Genomic DNA, 16,072 nt, shown 5'->3' with positions numbered 1-16,072 from the left:
GTATACTTCACATAAATAAAAAACACTCAGGTGAGTGTTTTTTATCAAGAACTTAATTTGCTCTCAATTATATTTAATTGATTAATTGCCCAATCTGAATCAACCTGTTTAAAAATAAAGCAGTCATATCTAGATTCTCTACTCTTACGATATAAATTAATATATTCTTTTCGGATATTTTTTAATTGTTTACCAATAAGAGTATTTCGATTCACATGATTAGTAGCACTAAGACCTTTATTTTTCAACTCTTTTTCAACTAGGTGCAATGCAGTATAAAATGCTACAGTTATGATCCAATTGTGCTCAGGCTCTTTTGATGTAGAAAGGTGATTTAAAAAATTTTTATTTTTATTGTATTGATCTGTATGTCCTGCAACAGATGGTATCACTTTAACACTACCCCTTTGAATAAATTCTTATTAATAACAATGATTTAAAATGTTATAACTTTACATGATTATTGGGAAGATCAGCTAAATCGAATTTTTGCCCGTCTTTTGTACAAAATTCAAATGAATATCCGGGCATTTGCTCATCGAATTCATCAAAAAGTTCCCAATATAGGTCAGTCAAACGAGAAGTTACTTCAATGCTATTATTCTTTAAAATAATAATAAAGTTTTCAACATCACCTTCTGTGTAAGAATAGAGTTCTTGAACAAATGACTCATTTTTTAGGGTTAGAGATACTAATCTTTTTGGTTCTATTACCATAGTAGTCCCTCCATCCACATATTCTTTATTCTTACTAAAGTTATGCGTTGACTCATCTATGTATGTTTTTGTTTGCGGATCAGGTACAGTCGTCTTAGTGACTTCAAGCTTTTTAATATCTGCAAAAAAATCTATTTCGTGATACTTTGGTGGTACAACATGCTTTTGAATACTGTGTATCATCTTATACATTTCATTTTGTTTTTTAATGAAATCATCATACTTATTAGAAGAAAAATCTTCAAATAAATCTCGATTGTCCCGATTTGTAAATTCACGTATATCATAGATTTGAGCTTTAGTTTTTACTAAGGTTTCAGTACTCATGACATTTCAACTTCTTCTTTTTTTATTTTTTCCTCTTCTTCTCCAAGCCATCCTAGTATTCTATTAGCTAAATCCCTTGCCTCTTCTATTGGTAATGCTACTGCACCTTTAAGCTCTCTAGTTAGATAAACTTTTTCATCATCGGAATCTCTCTCATACATTTTAATAGAATCGACATATTCTTCGATGAAATCAATAGTAAACATATCAGCTGTTCTAGCTAGATGTGTATCATTAGCGTAAATTCTTTGATAAGAGTTACCTTTAATAGTTTCTAATTTGAAATCCAATTCTTTACTCATAAGTACACCCCATAATTGTATATTTTAAGAAAAACTTACCAATTTTTATTATATCTTCTACAGTGCTAGAGGGGAATACCTTTATTTTAAGAAAACTTTATAGAAATCATTCAATTTGACTAAATTGTAGAAAATAAAAAAAGAGAGCAGTCGCTCTCTTACTCAAATTGTAAAATGAAGAAAGTTTTACAATTTGAAATTGGAAATGATTTCTTTTATGATGAAATCAAATCATAATATTTCATTATTCTCACCAAGGAAACGCACATAATAATCTAGTTGTTTGCAGAAGTTTTTTCTTTGATGTTCAGATAACACCCCATATGTTTTCTGAACGCCAAGCAGAGTATTATGTAACATTTCATCATCCGAATTATCAATGTAGCCTGTAAGTACATCTAGTGTTACATTGAAATAGGAAGCGAGGCGAAATAATGTAGTGAGATCAGGCTCAGAAAAACCATTTTCGTAATTATTTATTTGGCTTCTACTAAGGTTTAATTCGTGAGCTAAATCTTCTTGCCGTAATGAACGACTTTTTCTTAACGCTTTTAAAGTTTCACTAAATGTTTTCATAGTACAAGTATAATTATATACATATTGATATACTACAAATGATAGATTTACTGTCATTTGTAGTATATTGATAGAAAATCTATTTTAATTTAAAATAAAATAGAACAGAAGTTCGGTTTTGTGGTAAAATATGCATATGAGGTCTTCATACGTTAAATGCATAGTTGCATATTTATTTTTATTTAATTTGAGATATGTTGATATATAGCGCTTTTTCAACTTTCTCAATAATTATCTGATAACAACACGACTGAATTTTGGAAAAAATGTGATATTATGATAATAATAAAATAAACGGACGAAAAAAAGACCCACGGTGTAAGTAGTGCTGGTAACACTCTTACACTGCCCCCTAATCCACCTAGGGAACATTGTCGCGGATCTTGTACATAACTATTATAACACACCTTAGATTGAGAGTGACACGTTTTCCTTTATATGTAACAAAATGGGGTTTACGTGTCTTTTTGTTCCGACAAGGAGGAGCAAAATGAAATATTGGTTAGCTAAAATTATTGATAAAATTGATTTTCAAAAGAAAAGTAGAGAAAAAATAGCTAAGTCATTAGGAATTAGTGGACCTGCATTCTCAAAGAATTTATCTGGAAAGAGTGAATTAGATTTTTTGAATATGGTGAAGTTAGTTGAGGACTTATATGAAGATTCGTTAGAAATAAAATATATGATTCATGAGTTTTGTAAAAAGACAACTAGTAAAAAAAATATAAGAATAGCAATGGAGTATGGAAATGCCTTAGGTGATTTAGAATTACTTAGAATAGCTATTCAAAGAGGGTTCGAATCTAATAATACTAAAACCTATGAATGGGCACATGTATATGAACTTGTATGGTTAAGAGCTAAGAAAATCTTGAAGACAGATGAATTCTTAGAGGAAACCGAAAACAGAAAAAAGAGTAAAGTACTTAAAAATAAAGAAACTAAAATAATGTATGATATTTTGACTTTATATTCAATGTATGATTGTAGAGATTTTAATTTTTTGAACGGGTACACAGAAACATTGCAAGCAAAAATTGAAGAAGTTTCTAATCAATTTATAAAAGATTTATATAGCAATCGTATCAAAGAATGGTTAGCTTATGCATTATTAATGGATAATCAAATAGAGAAGGCCAGAGATTTATGTCACAGTATTTTAAACGCTAATGACGAGTGTGGTTATTTACGATTACTTAAGGTTTCCGCACTAGGATATTTAGGAGAATCGTATGTTGAAAATTACGAACAATCCTTGTGGTACTTAAATAAAGGGATTGAAATGCTAGATCAACTGTATTTTGAGAAGGCTGACAATCGAAAAAAAGAATTTTTAAATATGAGGTCTTATCTTAGAATGATCCATCAAAAAGATATGCATGATTTGCAAATTTTTGACGTAGGTGAAGAAGCACTATGGTATATAGTAAAGGGAGAGAAGGAACAGGCGGTTACTATATTAAGAAATTACGAAAAAGAGAATGGTAGTCTTTCTCCAATGAAGTTATGTTATTTAGGAATGGCTTTAGAAGATGAAAAATTGTTGAAAAAATCAATTGAATTATTTTATTCACAAGGATGTAAATTTTATAGTTATTTACCTAGAAAGATATTGGTAGATATTAATAAAAATGGTATAATATATAAGGGTGATGTTAAATGAAAAAAGTATTATCTTTAGTAACAATTTTGGCTTTGGCTGGAGCATTATATGTAACTCCTACTAAAGATCAAAAAGAGCAACCTAAACAAGTAGCTAAGGAAGCTCAAACTCAAATTATGCTTAAAATGGACCCTGGAACAGGCATGGGTTAACTCAAAAGTTTCAAGGTTATACAAATAGATTGAATGCGATTGTCTCATAAAGAGGCAATCGCATTCGTCGTTTATAGGACTCTTAACTAAATTTCGAATTTGAAAAATAGTTATAGTTTGTGAAACATTCACAAATTATATAAGAATACTGGGGGCTTAGGGATGAGAAAAGAGAAATTAGAGAACGTAACATTAAAAGAAGTTGTGGAATTTGAATCACAATTATTGGATGTAATGAAAGCAGCGCACGAAGGTGATGAAAAATCCATTAAAATAATATTAAAAATAAAACAGGCGATCAGTAGCTGTTAAAGCTATTAATCGCCTGTTATTTTCATTAAGTCTTTAAATAATTTCATGATTTCTTTTTGTTTTTCGGGATCTTTTTCTCTAAATTGAGTTATTAGTTCTTCGAATTCATCTTGAACACTCGTAATAGAGTTCTTTTCATCGGATTCTCCCAGTACGTAAGCTACGGATATATTTGCCAATCTTGCTATTTTAATCGCCATCTCCTTAGAGGGGCCTTTTTCATTATTAATATTTTCCCACATAGATATAAGAGGTTTGCTAACCCCTAATGCCTCAGAAAATTCTCTTTGACTCATCTTTAATATTTCAGTCCTAATTTCTTTTACCCTCCGACTAATTAGTTCATGATTCATATAAAATTCTCCCCTTCTACAGCAACGTAGATACTCCGATATTGTGTTTTACTGTAATAGTACTACAGTAATATTCTATATAAAATGTAACAGAAAAGTTAACTCTAAGACAACCTTTAAATTTTTTAATATTTAGTGGTTTACTTTAAGTTAACCTTTGTGTATACTCAAATTAACGAATTAAACAAAAGGTGATGACATGATAAAACTTAATACAGAGAAGGTGAAATCCTTAAGGGAACAACATGGTTATAGTCAACATTTTGTAGCGAAATACCTAGGTTATACACACAAAGGTGCATATTCGCTGCTAGAATCTGGAGACAGGCAACCAAGTGTATCTAAATTAGGGATGTTAGCAAAGTTATATGAAATAAAAGTTGATGATTTATTAGTAGGATAACCAATAGTTACCTTATTTTTTTAATCAAAAGTTAACTTTAATTTAACCACTAGAGAGAGGAGAAGAATAATGAAACAATTACAAGTTTTGCACCATCCAGTAAGTGAGTTTGTTTTTATGGAAGGAAGCCAAGTTGTTACAGACAGTTTAACAATGGCTCAAATGTTTGGGAAAGAACATAAAAATGTAATTCGAGATGTTGAGGTCCAGTTAGAAAAATTGGCTGAAGCAAATGAAATGGAATGGGGGCAGCTCAACTTTGAGCATACCCAATACCAGCATTATCAAAATAAACAATGGTATCCAAAATTTAATCTTACAGAAGATGCATTCGCAATTGTTGCAATGAGTTACATAACACCAGAAGCAATGAAAATGAAAATTAAGTTCTTACAAGAATTTAAGAGAATGAAAGAGTACATCCAAAAGTTACAGCAACAACCTAAAAGTGTTGAAGATGCAATTATCTATAGTATGACTGAACTCAAACAAATAAAATCACGACAAGATCACACAGAAGAAGAAATGAGCAAAATGAAACTTTTAGTAGATAACGAACTATGGCTTACCGAGCAACATAAAGGAGCTGTGCAGCGTAAGGTAAAACAACGTGTTTTTGAACTTAAAAAAGAAGGTTATGTCAATGCATCGTATCAGGGAATATATGGCGCACTGAAAAGACATTTTGGTGTAGCCAAATACGATAAAATCCCAAGGAAATATTATCAAAATGCTATGCGATTTATCGCAGGATGGTATCCACCAGAAAGACCTGGTGCATTAGATGATTTCATTTCTTAATAGATACTTTATAGAAAAGGAGATTCAAAAAATGATTAGTGTGCAAGTTGATGAAAAAGAAGTTAGAAAAATTTACTTAGAAAAAGTCGAAGAAAAAGTAAGGACTGTCGATGCGGAGTTAGTATTTTGGGACACAAATGAATTGAAAAGAAGAACATGTATGAGTTGGAACACAATTCAAAAAGAGTTTTTCTTTGATCCGAGGTTCCCAAAATTTAAAGTTGGTTCAAAATGGTACTTTCCATCTCAAAAAGCTAAAGAGTTTCTTTTGCAATGGCTATCTGAAAGATAAGGAGGTGATCTGGTGGAAGATACAACATCATTAGTAGCATTCGCAATGTTTATCGCATGTAGTATTGGATTAGGATACATCACTTATGAACCGATAAAAAGATGGGCTTGGAGTGACGTAAAACAAAATAAAAAGACCCACGGCAATGGGTCCTTTAGTAAAAATAAGTTGTTATAAGTATATCACGGAAAGTAGGGAAATAGTACATGGATTTAATTGAATATCAAGTGCTATTACCTAATAGATTTTGGGACTTAGCAAAAAGCAAAGATGAATTAAAACGAATGATTGAAAGGTACTTTAAGGTTGGGTATCCACATTATGAAATACAACGCATTATCCAAAGTGGACAAGCATATGTGGCAGTTTGTACGAGGAGGTAAATGAATGGCTACTTTTCGAGTTAATAAAGATAAGAACTACACGACAATAAATAATACAGGTCTTAAAGATAAAAGATTAAGTTGGAAAGCAAAAGGGATTTTAGCGTATATTCTTACACTTCCTGATGATTGGGTTTTTTATAGAGAAGAATTATCTAGGCATGCAAAGGATGGGCTAGATAGTTTAAGAGCTGGAATGAAAGAACTAAAGGAATATGGGTATCTTAAAAGATTTCCAGTGAGAGATGATAACAACAAAATTATTAAGTGGGAAACAATCATATATGAAGTTCCACAAAATGACCCAGTGGCGGAAAAGCCACCAGTGGAAATTCCACCAGAGGTAAAGCCACCAGTGGAAATTCCACCAGAGGTAAAGCCACCAGTGGAAAAACCACCGGTGGAAAATCCCGAGCTACTAAATACTAAAGAACTAAATACTAAAGAACTAAGTACTAATATACAAAGTAGTAGTAGCATCTTCTCTTTCTACGAAAATAATTTCGGTATTTTAAATTCATTCATAGCCGAAAGTATTGCTCAATGGGTAAACGATACAAGCGAAGAACTTGTACAAGCAGCTATGGAACGTGCTTTGAAGCAGCAGAAGAAATGGAATTATGCTGAGGGTATTTTAAAACAGTGGGTCAACAAAAACATTCGTACTTTAGCTGACGTGAATGCAGCAGAAATAGAGTTTAAAAACAAAGGTAAAAAAGGAGAGAAAAACAATGCAAGCGTTAGGAAAAACAGTAGCTTCATCGAAAAATACGATTTTGAGTAAATTTGCTCAAAGTTATATGTTGTCTCCTAATAGATGTACAAATGTTTTCTTGGTCGGAAAAGACAAAATTAAAGATGTTTGTAATAAACGTTTACTTATAGATACAAAAACAAATGAAGAATTTTGTCCGCAATGTAGATCGGTAGAGCAAGAAGACCAACAACTTGCAAAAGAAACATTGGCTATTAAGAAGAAAAACGAAATTATTCATTTATACGATTCGTTTTCAGATAACAGCCTTATTAATCCTAAATTGAAAAAGGCGACATTTGATAGCTATGAACCACCTACAAAGGAATTAGCAAAGGCTAAAGAAGTAATGATGGATTTTGCTAGAAACTTTGAGCCTAACAAGTCAGAAAGCATTGTGATTACAGGTAATTACAGAGTTGGGAAGAGTCATTTATGTGTAGCAGCTACAAAAGAAATTATGAGAAAAGGCTATAGCGCAATGTTTATAGAAATGAACGCACTCTTTACAAAAATTACATCTACGTGGAATAAAAATAGCGAATTAACTGAGGACAAGCTAATGTCTATCCTCGCAAATGTGGATGTACTTGTATTAGATGACTTTGGAGCCGAGTTCACGGAAAAGGATGCCGAGGGAGTTACTTGGAAGAAAACGAAAACAAAGGACATTCTAGAACGCAGATTAGGCAGAACGAACTTATTCACAACAAACTTTGGAGTTATGGAGTTAGCTGGAATGTATGGAGAACGTGAGTTTAGTCGGATTATGGAAGATACTCAAGTGCTGAAAATGTATGGTGAAAATTACAGTTTACGAAACTTCAAAAAGGAGGAATAAGCATGTGTGTATTATGTCATGATACAGGAATTATTCTTAAAGAAACTTATCCAGGTGTAATTGAAACGAACGGTTGTAATTGTGAAATAGCAAAGCAACAGCAAGCAGAAAATGATAAGCGTTGGCGAGCATGGTTAATAAAATTCGAATCCATGAAACAAGAGTTACGTCGTAACAAACAACAAAAAGTTAGTTAACAGGGGGAGAAAGATATGAAAAATACAGGTGTTGCAAGAAATGTAGATGAGCTAGGGCGTGTAGTAATTCCGGTAGAGTTACGCAGAACTTTAGGGATTGCTGAAGGAACGGCATTAGACTTTCATGTTGACGGGGAAAACATCGTTTTAAGAAAACATGAAAAGTCATGTTTTGTAACAGGTGAAGTTTCTGAATCAAACATGGAATTGCTAGATGGAAGAATGTTTCTAAGTAAAGAAGGAGCAACTGAATTACTGGACATTCTTGAAAAGAGTGTGAAGGTACATGCCTAAACAATTGAATATTTTCGATGTAGAGCCAGCGATTTGTGAGTTCGATGTAATGAAAGCCAATGTAAAAAAAGGAAATGGACGCGTTACATATACAGATGTACGTGTCCAGGTTCCAAGAAATGCAAAGGGTACGGATGAGTTACCACGCACAACTAAACAAGATGATCGCTATGACATCTTTGAACAATATGTAATGGCAATTTGGAGATTCCAACGCGCTGTAGATAAGTTTTTTAGTTGGGATACAGCGGAAGAGTTATGTAAGGCAGCAAGGGATAAAAAAGAAATTATCCCGGTACGGATTTATTTAGGAAGTGGTTTTAAACCTGATGTTGTAGAGTACATGAGGTAGTAAAAAGGGAGATGGACATATGAAAAAAATAGAAATTGATGTTAGCAGCAACAAGCTTTTAATAGTGAAGGACGGAAATGTAACAGCAGTAAATCCACCAATGAGCGGATTTGGTGAGCAAGTTGCGGTTTGGGTAAACGGTAAAGTCGACCGTGTGGATACTAAGTTTACTGAAAAGATAAAATAATCATTTTTAGAAAGTAGGTTCGCTTATGAGTGTAGCAAGAAATCATGAGGCGATGAAGGAATCGAGATTGAAAATTTACATCGCTTTAGAAGAAGCTAACTTCATTTGGGATGAAAGAGATGTAATTCGTTTTCGTGAAATGTGGAATCAAGGTATGAGTTTACCAGAGATGGCAGAAGCACTAAGGAGACACCAAGCGGAAGTTGCGCTCCTTGTAATAGATCAGGCTGATAAGTATTTAATTAAAAATCGTCCGACAGGATTAGGAATTTGCTAAATAGGAAGGGGAAAACAAAATGAACGTTATGGAAAACGGTGTATTGGAAGCAACTAAATTAATTAGTGAAGCAAGAAAAGGTGAACAGGTTATAAAAGAAGCTACTGTTTTACAGATTGCAAGCATTTTATCAATTGGCGAATTAAACGATTATCAAGAAGCAACTTTACGCACTTGGAATAACAAAACTGATTTTGGAGGACGTGTTTCTAATGCGGCTTTAGGACTTACAGGAGAAGCTGGTGAAGTGGCTGATATTGTTAAAAAAGCAATTTATCACGGACATGGCTTCCAACCATCGCATTGTCCGGGAGAAGAGGACGGAAACACTTATAAATTAGCCTTAGAACTTGGAGACATTATGTATTATGTATCGATTATGGCGCACGAACTGGGATATACGTTACAAGATATTGCTGAAATGAATATTGCAAAACTAGCAAAAAGATATCCGGATGGATTTAGTCGAGAAGCAAGTCAAGCACGTGTAGATGTAAAGTAAGACAAAATTAAATTTGTATAAAAAGGAGATATGAAAATATGAAAAATTCAGCAGATTTCTATCAAATAACAGAAAACGAGGTGGGAAAATAATGAATATACAAGAAGCTACTAAGTTAGCGATGGAACAAAGTAAATTTATTTCACGATTACACTTTATAAAGACCTTTAAGGTCAAGATTAAGCCAACAAATACGTATGAGTTGTGTGGGAGCTACCCAATTAATCCCAATGAATTTAAACCGCGCAGGGCGTGGAATCCCTGCGCAGATGATTTAATTGCAGATGATTGGATTATTGTTGATTAAGGTAGCCATGATCTTGCTTCTTTTGCAATTTTGTATCCGGTTTTTAAAAAATTATTTTCTTCACAATATGCAATCCCTTGTGGAAGTAAGACAGTGTTATAGGCGACATTGTCTGCTGCATACACAGAGACTAAATCTTCATCTCGCAAACGATAGAGTGCTTTCGAAATAAAATCATCAGTCTCATTTTGGCACAACTCTTTAAATGTTTCAAAAGAGAACATATCTGTCCCATGGTTTTTATACTCAGTTACCATGTATTTTAGTAGTTTTTCTGAAAGCTTAGTTATTTTCATTAATTACACCTCCCCTCTATGGGGAATTATATCAAGAAAATTACAATAAATGAGAATTTTATGGGGAATTTAGTCGAGAAGCAAGTTAAGCACGTGTAGGTGTAAAGTAAGACCAAATTTGAATTTTATTAAAAAAGAGCACCATTAAAATAGTGCCCAACTTCAATTTGCAGGAGTGTTATAAGGAAACTTAAGCAGATTGTTTAAGTTCCTCCATAATAATTATGAATTTGTGATTAGAAAAATAACTAAATAATTATATACAAAAGCATTATTTGAATCGAAAAGAGCACCATTTGCCCTAACGGTGCTCTTGGACCAAGAACTATATTTTGTATTTTTTATAGTCCGTATAAGTATATGGAAGCTGAAAATAAAGAGTGAATACATTTGAAACAAAATTTTTATTGTGTGAGGAAAAAAATAAAAGAACCCATTTTTTATGAATGGATTCTTCCCCTAAGGTGTGTAAGAAATTCAAGGTAACTTGACCAGAGCACCATGTAGAATTTCTTGTGATATTAATGTATTCGAAGAAATCAAAAAGATGAATGGGAATTAAATAAAAAAAGAGCACACATATAAGTGTGCTTCTAGACTAAAAGGTTTGAACGTATGGACTGGAGTGCCCTACACAATAATATATGCTTGTCTGATTAAAAGGTGAAAAAATTTATATAAAGTCTTTATTTAAAAGAGTTCAGCCCCTAACGGTGCGCTGCTAGGGGCTGAATCTTGAGAACTTTTATTAAAATTACATGAGGTTGATCAGTGAATGTAACTATTGATCTCTCGAATTATAGCACTAAGTTAATTAAAGTTGCAACTCGATATTTGCATTTAGTGATAAAGGATATGGAGGGAATAAAATGGCATACTCATCAATCGAATATTGTAATCAGTGTGATAAAGAAATAGCGTTTTGTGATTGTGTTTGTAATGAATGTGGTGGAGATTTGCATGATTGTGAATGTGAAGATAAATAAACAAACAAACTCGTTATTTGAATAGAGAGAAGCCCTAGAGTTAGGGGGTCTAGGGCTTCAAGTCTGAGTATATCTCACACGGTATTATAAAGAGAAAAGAACATATTGAAGATAACATATGATTGTTTCATAAATGTATCAATAAAGTGAACAAATTCTTAATTTGAATAGAAAAGAGCACCATTAGGGCTTATGGCGCTCTTTGACCAAGAGCTATATTGTGTATTTTTTTTTATAGTCCGTATAAGTATATGGAAGTTGAAAATAAAGAGTGAATCAAATTTTAACAAAATCGTTATTTTAGAGAAAAGGGAGAGTTATAAATGAAAGATAAATTAGAAGGTGTTATGCGCTGTTCTCAGTATGAACACGAGCAACTCAAAAGAAAAGCCAAAAAGTTAAAAGAAGAAAAGGATGAACTTTTAGAGCAATAGGCATTGTGTAGAGAGCGCTTGCTTCCATTAATGGAGGATTATAAGGATTATGATGATTTACTTGTGATGACGGTATCTGATCCGAACGAGATTTCTTATTTATGCGAACGGGTTGCAGAAGAGTTTCGTGCTTTGAAATAAATTTATACAAAAACGCTATTTAAATGGGAAGAGAAGGATATGTAGGTGTATTTTAAATGAAAATCCCTCGCCAATTATAAAAGTGGTGAGGGATTCAAATAATCTAACTTTTATGGTTAGATTACTTATTAATTATAATAGCCAATATAACCAACTATACTTTCTTCAGTGCAAACCAGAGTTCCTTTAACCCCGTTCTTTGTATATTTTTGGGGAGGTTTGGAATCAAATAACTCGGAAAATTTATGCTTTACATTTTTACATGAGCTAGCAGAAGCTTTCGACGGTACATCATTTATTTGTGCCGCTGATACACCGGTAACACCAGAGAACATAATACCCATTGTAAATGTTCCAATAGCTAACTTTTTAAACATAAAAACATCTCCATTCTATTAGTGTGTTTCTATCAATTTTTCTATTAAGTTTGATAGACAACCTGATTATATCGATAGAAAAAAGAAAAAAATGTCATATTATGTAGATTACGAAAATAAATTTAAAATTTTTACAAAAATGTGACAAGAATATAGATTTGACATATTACTTTAGTGGTATTATTGCCACTAATACCAGTGAAACTAAACAAAAATTTCATTTTGTAGAGAAATGAGGTGCTAGGGTGAAAGGCTCTACAAAGTATCAATTATTAAAAGATGATTTCGATCATGCTGTAAAACAGATTGAACTGAGGAATAAAGAAATTGAGCTTCTTAGAGCAGGTCGTGAATCGTCTATACATGAATATCGCCAATTGTTTAACGAACGGATGAAACTTAAAGAGGAAATTGAGTTTTTAAAAGATGATGTTCAAGTAAGGGATGAACATATTGAAAGACTCGAGAAGGAATTACAGGAATATAAAAGAGCAGCTAGCAAAAGCTAACTGCTCTGCGAAAGAAACGTTAAGAAGGAAGTTCAATCATTAAGTGTTACTTATAGTATGGACAAGATTTTGAGATTTATTCAAGGGGGAATAAAGATTGGAAGATATAAAGTGGCGTGAAGCAGAAGAGAATGATGATGGCATTAAAACAATTGCAATGATTGAACTTGATAAGAAATTAAAAGGTGTAACAATGTATGGATACAACAGGATAGTTGGTTATAACGGTATTTTAAAAGGTGAAAAAGTTCTCTATAAAGGGGAAGAATATACCGTGGTAACGGTATCGAGATTAGGGGACTTTGGTTTATCTAAAACAGGAGAGTTGCCATACATTTTACGTGCTTGTCCAAAAAACGTTGTAAAAAAATAAAAGAGCGGCTAGCAAAAGCTGACCGCTCCGTTTTGACAAAAGATTCCGGGCTGCCAACACTGTTAAGAAAGCAGCTTATAGATAGTATGCACAAAGTTATGGTAATTATTCAAATGAATAAAGGACAGCTAGCGGAAACTAACTGTCCAACCCTTAAAGAAAGGGAGGAATTAATGGGTATGTAAAAATTCCTCCATCTACAGTATTGACGGAATATTGAGTTTTATTCAGGGGAGGAAGAAGAAAATGGACAAGGTCTTTGTACTTGAGTTACTTGAAGATAATAACGAGAGTGAAGTATATGGTGTGTTTAAAAATGAAGCCGCAGCGGAGACAGCAGGAAAAGAAATGGTCGCATCAACTGAAAATTACTTTTGGGAATTTGTAGTAACGGAATACGAATTGATTGTAGATAATCAAAACCAAACAAAATAATCCTTTGAATAGAAAGAGAGAAAAATATGTTACCAAATAACAAGATCTATAACCATTTATTCTCGTTACTTATTGCCCTTCATGTGGGATTAGCAATTATAGCAGCGATACAGAAGAAGTGGTGGGATGTAGCGGACACGTTAGGTGGAGCGACACTTTTGATAGCCATTGTACTTGTAATTGAAAATGGTCGAGTTAAAAAATGGGCAGCAATGCTTTTCACTATAACAGCTATTGAGAATGGATTAGAAGTTGCAAATCAATTTTTATCACAAAAATATTTAGATTCACTTTGGGATATAGCTGCGATAGTACTGTGTGTGTATTGGATGAGGCAATATTACGTTGAAGAATAGAAAGTGAGGTTAGGAGAATGAAAGCTTTGAAGAAAAGAAAAATCAGAAAAGCGATTGCTCGTCGTGCAAAAGATGTTGAGAAGTATCAAGTTAATAAAGCTTGGAGAAACATTTTTGTACAAGCTGGTATTTTAAAGTAAATGTAAACAAAATATAGTCCGGCTAGAAAACTAGAGGACACCAATTCATTAAAGCAGCAATTACAGCTGTTTTAGGAATAGGTGTCCTTTTTATTTTGGAAAGGGAGATGGGGAAATGAAGGTGCTAAGAGATCAGTTACGTGAGTGGGAAAAACAATCGAAACAAGCAAAGAAGAAAAAGAAGAAAAAACGAAAAGAGAAATTAAGCACTCGTGATATTGAAGATTTAATGGGGATTCGTGGACCACGATATGAACGCAGACGTGGAGCATTAAGACAAAAGTAATTTAAAAATATAAAGGAGTGGTCTTACATGACTAAACAATTATCTTTCTTACCAAAAATCGATAGAGTAGCAACGCAGAAAAAATTAGAAGGTGTTCTGGAAAGCGTACGTTTATATAGACAGTTTGGAATGATGCGTGAAGAAATGAAAGTCACTCCTTCTTATGAAATTAGATATCACGGACCTACAAATGATGTAGGAAAGCCATTAGAAGATGTCGCAATGGCTAATATACAGCAAAGTAAACGAGAAGAGTGGATTAAGCAAACATCATTTCGCATTGACCAGTTTCTTAGTCGATTAGGCAATGGGCGTGCTGGAAAGGACCAAAGAAACATTATTATTAAGCGTTATTTAGAAGATGAATATGTATGCGATTATATGGTGTATAACGAACTTGGCATGAGTGAGCGTACTTATCGACGAGTTAAGGCTAGAGTGTTTTATAAACTTGCTTTTGCTCTTAGGTTAGAGGTTTATGAGACTGAAGAAACTGGAGGTAATGAATAATGAATTTTGTTCAGCCGATACGTGATCCAGAGCAAATACAGCAGCTTAAAGAGTATTTTAAGGAAAAGAGCTTACGTAATTACATTCTCTTTATTATGGGCATTAATACAGGCCTTAGAATCTCAGATATTCTGAAACTTAAGGTAGGAGATGTTAAAGGCAGTCATATATCCATGAGGGAAAAGAAAACAGGGAAGCAGAAACGAATACAAATTACCGCATCTCTTAAAAGGGAGCTTAAATGGTTTATTGAAGAAAGAGAAGATCATGAGTATTTATTACAAAGTAGACAGGGGAAGAATCGTCCTATTGGGCGCAGCATGGCATATAAGATATTAAGTGGAGCAGCGGCAGAGTTTGGATTAGATGAAATAGGCACACATACGCTGAGAAAGACGTACGGGTACCATATGTACATGCAAACGAAAAACATAGCATTACTCATGGAGATATTCAATCACTCGTCAGAGAAGGTCACATTACGTTATATAGGGGTAAACCAAGATGCAATGGATAAAGCAATGACTAGGTTTAAAATCTAAGCATTGCTTTTTCTTTTTGAATCTATACAGTTACTCATAAATTTTGTACTGTGTAACTCAAAAGGGAAAGTTTAATTAAGTCAATGATATCAAGGGATTTGGCGAAGGGGTCAGTTACACACAATATAAGATATGGGTAAGTCATTAGTAAAAACCACATAAGAGTGAGAGTCAGTTAGAAAAGATAAAATAAGTGGCAGATTCGTGACCGCTTTTTGGCAGGAAATGTGCCGGTTGTTTTGGAATCAACGTGATATATTTGTATTGTGAGAAGTGGCGGAAAACATTTCTCACAAAATTCCTGATAATGAAAATGGATTGTCATGACCGGTGGCGATGGTTGCAGATTGGATGAATAGTTGTTTCTTGATTTCATATTCAACTGCAATTTATGTTATTCAAGCGAAGAAGGGCTTTTGCTCTTCTTCCAGTTACTTAATATTGCTGCAGCAGATGAATATAACGACATTAGGTAATTGGGAGAAGAATAAAACTTCATTTACCGTAATTGAAGTGTAAACAAATAATTAATCATAAAGCATCCATTCGGGTGCTATTTATTTTGGAGGAGGATGAGGGATGGATAATCCAAACAACGAAATAAAATTAGGAATTGTTGAATTAAGAATGCAAGTTACTGGACTGGAATAAACGATTGTAGATCTAGTTCGAAGAGTAACTATGTTAGAAGCAGG

32 protein-coding genes are annotated in these 16,072 nt (G+C 33.2%); 25 read left to right on the top strand and 7 right to left on the bottom strand.

The genetic code is table 11. The features are described 5' to 3' along the window. Positions 1 to 44 precede the first annotated feature (44 nt). The 4 genes from NLJ82_RS17845 to NLJ82_RS17830 all read right to left on the bottom strand — a co-directional run bounded on the left by NLJ82_RS17845 (position 45) and on the right by NLJ82_RS17830 (position 1,922). Entirely contained in the window at positions 45 to 392 is a 348-nt protein-coding gene (locus NLJ82_RS17845; RefSeq protein ID WP_071730825.1) for a hypothetical protein, read from the bottom strand. A 52-nt stretch (positions 393 to 444) separates the two neighbouring features. After that, the gene (locus NLJ82_RS17840) at positions 445 to 1,044 is read right to left on the bottom strand and encodes a hypothetical protein (RefSeq protein ID WP_061184316.1); all 600 of its coding nucleotides are present in this window, start codon (positions 1,042 to 1,044) and stop codon (positions 445 to 447) included. Further along, a complete protein-coding gene (locus tag NLJ82_RS17835; protein WP_061184317.1) occupies positions 1,041 to 1,346 on the bottom strand; it encodes a hypothetical protein in 306 nt (101 codons plus the stop codon). The genes NLJ82_RS17840 and NLJ82_RS17835 overlap by 4 nt, the downstream gene beginning before the upstream one ends. A 231-nt stretch (positions 1,347 to 1,577) precedes the next feature. Then, positions 1,578 to 1,922, bottom strand: a complete 345-nt coding sequence (locus NLJ82_RS17830) for a helix-turn-helix domain-containing protein (RefSeq protein ID WP_000847491.1) — start codon at positions 1,920 to 1,922, stop codon at positions 1,578 to 1,580. 490 nt (positions 1,923 to 2,412) lie between these two features. On the opposite strand from NLJ82_RS17830, the gene NLJ82_RS17825 reads away from it, so the two are divergent. The 3 genes from NLJ82_RS17825 (at position 2,413) to NLJ82_RS17815 (ending at position 4,049) form a co-directional block, all read left to right on the top strand. Next, on the top strand, positions 2,413 to 3,585 hold the full coding sequence (locus tag NLJ82_RS17825; RefSeq protein WP_061185075.1) for an AimR family lysis-lysogeny pheromone receptor: 1,173 nt from the start codon (positions 2,413 to 2,415) through the stop codon (positions 3,583 to 3,585). Next, the gene (locus NLJ82_RS17820; protein WP_000757193.1) at positions 3,582 to 3,737 is read left to right on the top strand and encodes a hypothetical protein; all 156 of its coding nucleotides are present in this window, start codon (positions 3,582 to 3,584) and stop codon (positions 3,735 to 3,737) included. Before NLJ82_RS17825 ends, NLJ82_RS17820 begins: the two co-directional genes overlap by 4 nt. A gap of 162 nt (positions 3,738 to 3,899) precedes the next feature. Next, positions 3,900 to 4,049 (top strand): hypothetical protein, encoded by a 150-nt coding sequence (locus NLJ82_RS17815; RefSeq protein ID WP_201027916.1) that lies wholly within the window; start codon positions 3,900 to 3,902, stop codon positions 4,047 to 4,049. A 5-nt stretch (positions 4,050 to 4,054) separates the two neighbouring features. On the opposite strand, the gene NLJ82_RS17810 is transcribed toward NLJ82_RS17815, so the two are convergent. Next, positions 4,055 to 4,402 carry a helix-turn-helix domain-containing protein gene (locus tag NLJ82_RS17810; protein WP_001015177.1) on the bottom strand — a complete coding sequence of 116 codons (348 nt, stop codon included), beginning with the start codon at positions 4,400 to 4,402 and terminating at the stop codon, positions 4,055 to 4,057. 199 nt (positions 4,403 to 4,601) lie between these two features. On the opposite strand from NLJ82_RS17810, the gene NLJ82_RS17805 reads away from it, so the two are divergent. The 14 genes from NLJ82_RS17805 to NLJ82_RS17740 all read left to right on the top strand — a co-directional run bounded on the left by NLJ82_RS17805 (position 4,602) and on the right by NLJ82_RS17740 (position 9,992). Then, positions 4,602 to 4,805, top strand: a complete 204-nt coding sequence (locus NLJ82_RS17805) for a helix-turn-helix domain-containing protein (RefSeq protein WP_000593840.1) — start codon at positions 4,602 to 4,604, stop codon at positions 4,803 to 4,805. Positions 4,806 to 4,874: 69 nt separating this feature from the next. After that, complete coding sequence (locus NLJ82_RS17800; RefSeq protein ID WP_061185074.1) at positions 4,875 to 5,606, top strand: ORF6C domain-containing protein; 732 nt, start codon at positions 4,875 to 4,877, stop codon at positions 5,604 to 5,606. A 31-nt stretch (positions 5,607 to 5,637) separates the two neighbouring features. Continuing rightward, on the top strand, positions 5,638 to 5,898 hold the full coding sequence (locus NLJ82_RS17795; protein WP_061185073.1) for a group-specific protein: 261 nt from the start codon (positions 5,638 to 5,640) through the stop codon (positions 5,896 to 5,898). Positions 5,899 to 5,910: 12 nt separating this feature from the next. Next, the gene (locus NLJ82_RS17790; RefSeq protein WP_061185072.1) at positions 5,911 to 6,075 is read left to right on the top strand and encodes a hypothetical protein; all 165 of its coding nucleotides are present in this window, start codon (positions 5,911 to 5,913) and stop codon (positions 6,073 to 6,075) included. A gap of 29 nt (positions 6,076 to 6,104) precedes the next feature. Next, positions 6,105 to 6,281, top strand: coding sequence for a hypothetical protein (locus tag NLJ82_RS17785; protein ID WP_061185071.1), 177 nt, complete (start codon positions 6,105 to 6,107; stop codon positions 6,279 to 6,281). 4 nt (positions 6,282 to 6,285) lie between these two features. Further along, a complete protein-coding gene (locus NLJ82_RS17780; protein ID WP_254754544.1) occupies positions 6,286 to 7,065 on the top strand; it encodes a DnaD domain protein in 780 nt (259 codons plus the stop codon). Next, the gene (locus tag NLJ82_RS17775) at positions 7,013 to 7,876 is read left to right on the top strand and encodes an ATP-binding protein (protein WP_061185069.1); all 864 of its coding nucleotides are present in this window, start codon (positions 7,013 to 7,015) and stop codon (positions 7,874 to 7,876) included. The genes NLJ82_RS17780 and NLJ82_RS17775 overlap by 53 nt, the downstream gene beginning before the upstream one ends. Before the next feature lie 2 nt (positions 7,877 to 7,878). Next, entirely contained in the window at positions 7,879 to 8,073 is a 195-nt protein-coding gene (locus NLJ82_RS17770) for a hypothetical protein (RefSeq protein ID WP_061185068.1), read from the top strand. A 15-nt stretch (positions 8,074 to 8,088) separates the two neighbouring features. Then, positions 8,089 to 8,367, top strand: coding sequence for an AbrB/MazE/SpoVT family DNA-binding domain-containing protein (locus NLJ82_RS17765; RefSeq protein WP_061185067.1), 279 nt, complete (start codon positions 8,089 to 8,091; stop codon positions 8,365 to 8,367). Beyond that, positions 8,360 to 8,719, top strand: a complete 360-nt coding sequence (locus NLJ82_RS17760) for a hypothetical protein (RefSeq protein WP_001125952.1) — start codon at positions 8,360 to 8,362, stop codon at positions 8,717 to 8,719. Before NLJ82_RS17765 ends, NLJ82_RS17760 begins: the two co-directional genes overlap by 8 nt. A 19-nt stretch (positions 8,720 to 8,738) precedes the next feature. Then, positions 8,739 to 8,906: a DUF3954 domain-containing protein gene (locus NLJ82_RS17755; RefSeq protein ID WP_000717826.1), complete on the top strand. Its 168-nt coding sequence runs from the start codon at positions 8,739 to 8,741 to the stop codon at positions 8,904 to 8,906. 25 nt (positions 8,907 to 8,931) lie between these two features. Beyond that, positions 8,932 to 9,183 (top strand): helix-turn-helix domain containing protein, encoded by a 252-nt coding sequence (locus tag NLJ82_RS17750; protein WP_254754542.1) that lies wholly within the window; start codon positions 8,932 to 8,934, stop codon positions 9,181 to 9,183. A gap of 19 nt (positions 9,184 to 9,202) precedes the next feature. Further along, positions 9,203 to 9,685, top strand: coding sequence for a nucleoside triphosphate pyrophosphohydrolase family protein (locus NLJ82_RS17745; protein ID WP_061185065.1), 483 nt, complete (start codon positions 9,203 to 9,205; stop codon positions 9,683 to 9,685). Positions 9,686 to 9,776: 91 nt separating this feature from the next. Beyond that, the gene (locus NLJ82_RS17740) at positions 9,777 to 9,992 is read left to right on the top strand and encodes a Thoeris anti-defense Tad2 family protein (protein WP_061185064.1); all 216 of its coding nucleotides are present in this window, start codon (positions 9,777 to 9,779) and stop codon (positions 9,990 to 9,992) included. Here the strand turns inward: NLJ82_RS17740 and NLJ82_RS17735 are convergent. Together NLJ82_RS17735 and NLJ82_RS17730 are read right to left on the bottom strand one after the other, a co-directional pair. Further along, positions 9,989 to 10,288 carry a lactate permease gene (locus NLJ82_RS17735; protein WP_061185063.1) on the bottom strand — a complete coding sequence of 100 codons (300 nt, stop codon included), beginning with the start codon at positions 10,286 to 10,288 and terminating at the stop codon, positions 9,989 to 9,991. The two genes, NLJ82_RS17740 and NLJ82_RS17735, sit on opposite strands and share 4 nt — an antisense overlap. Before the next feature lie 1,689 nt (positions 10,289 to 11,977). Then, the gene (locus NLJ82_RS17730) at positions 11,978 to 12,226 is read right to left on the bottom strand and encodes a hypothetical protein (RefSeq protein WP_061185062.1); all 249 of its coding nucleotides are present in this window, start codon (positions 12,224 to 12,226) and stop codon (positions 11,978 to 11,980) included. A 245-nt stretch (positions 12,227 to 12,471) separates the two neighbouring features. On the opposite strand from NLJ82_RS17730, the gene NLJ82_RS17725 reads away from it, so the two are divergent. From NLJ82_RS17725 to NLJ82_RS17690, 8 genes are all read left to right on the top strand, one after another. Further along, positions 12,472 to 12,735: a hypothetical protein gene (locus tag NLJ82_RS17725; RefSeq protein ID WP_061185061.1), complete on the top strand. Its 264-nt coding sequence runs from the start codon at positions 12,472 to 12,474 to the stop codon at positions 12,733 to 12,735. Positions 12,736 to 12,832: 97 nt separating this feature from the next. After that, positions 12,833 to 13,108 carry a hypothetical protein gene (locus NLJ82_RS17720; protein ID WP_061185060.1) on the top strand — a complete coding sequence of 92 codons (276 nt, stop codon included), beginning with the start codon at positions 12,833 to 12,835 and terminating at the stop codon, positions 13,106 to 13,108. A gap of 246 nt (positions 13,109 to 13,354) precedes the next feature. Continuing rightward, positions 13,355 to 13,543: a hypothetical protein gene (locus NLJ82_RS17715; RefSeq protein WP_061185058.1), complete on the top strand. Its 189-nt coding sequence runs from the start codon at positions 13,355 to 13,357 to the stop codon at positions 13,541 to 13,543. 26 nt (positions 13,544 to 13,569) lie between these two features. Further along, positions 13,570 to 13,899: a hypothetical protein gene (locus tag NLJ82_RS17710; protein WP_061185057.1), complete on the top strand. Its 330-nt coding sequence runs from the start codon at positions 13,570 to 13,572 to the stop codon at positions 13,897 to 13,899. Between the two features lie 17 nt (positions 13,900 to 13,916). Continuing rightward, positions 13,917 to 14,039: a DUF3983 domain-containing protein gene (locus NLJ82_RS17705; protein ID WP_000645582.1), complete on the top strand. Its 123-nt coding sequence runs from the start codon at positions 13,917 to 13,919 to the stop codon at positions 14,037 to 14,039. Positions 14,040 to 14,154: 115 nt separating this feature from the next. Then, on the top strand, positions 14,155 to 14,325 hold the full coding sequence (locus NLJ82_RS17700) for a hypothetical protein (RefSeq protein WP_061185056.1): 171 nt from the start codon (positions 14,155 to 14,157) through the stop codon (positions 14,323 to 14,325). Between the two features lie 27 nt (positions 14,326 to 14,352). Further along, positions 14,353 to 14,835, top strand: a complete 483-nt coding sequence (locus NLJ82_RS17695) for an ArpU family phage packaging/lysis transcriptional regulator (RefSeq protein WP_061185055.1) — start codon at positions 14,353 to 14,355, stop codon at positions 14,833 to 14,835. Next, complete coding sequence (locus NLJ82_RS17690; protein ID WP_001012162.1) at positions 14,835 to 15,377, top strand: site-specific integrase; 543 nt, start codon at positions 14,835 to 14,837, stop codon at positions 15,375 to 15,377. Before NLJ82_RS17695 ends, NLJ82_RS17690 begins: the two co-directional genes overlap by 1 nt. Positions 15,378 to 16,072 lie beyond the last annotated feature (695 nt).

The sequence above is a fragment of the Bacillus paranthracis genome (assembly GCF_024296885.1).
Classification (GTDB): Bacteria; Bacillota; Bacilli; order Bacillales; family Bacillaceae_G; genus Bacillus_A; species Bacillus_A paranthracis.
The sequence above is the reverse complement of the archived record's forward strand: the minus strand, read 5'-3'. Positions and strand labels throughout refer to the sequence as shown.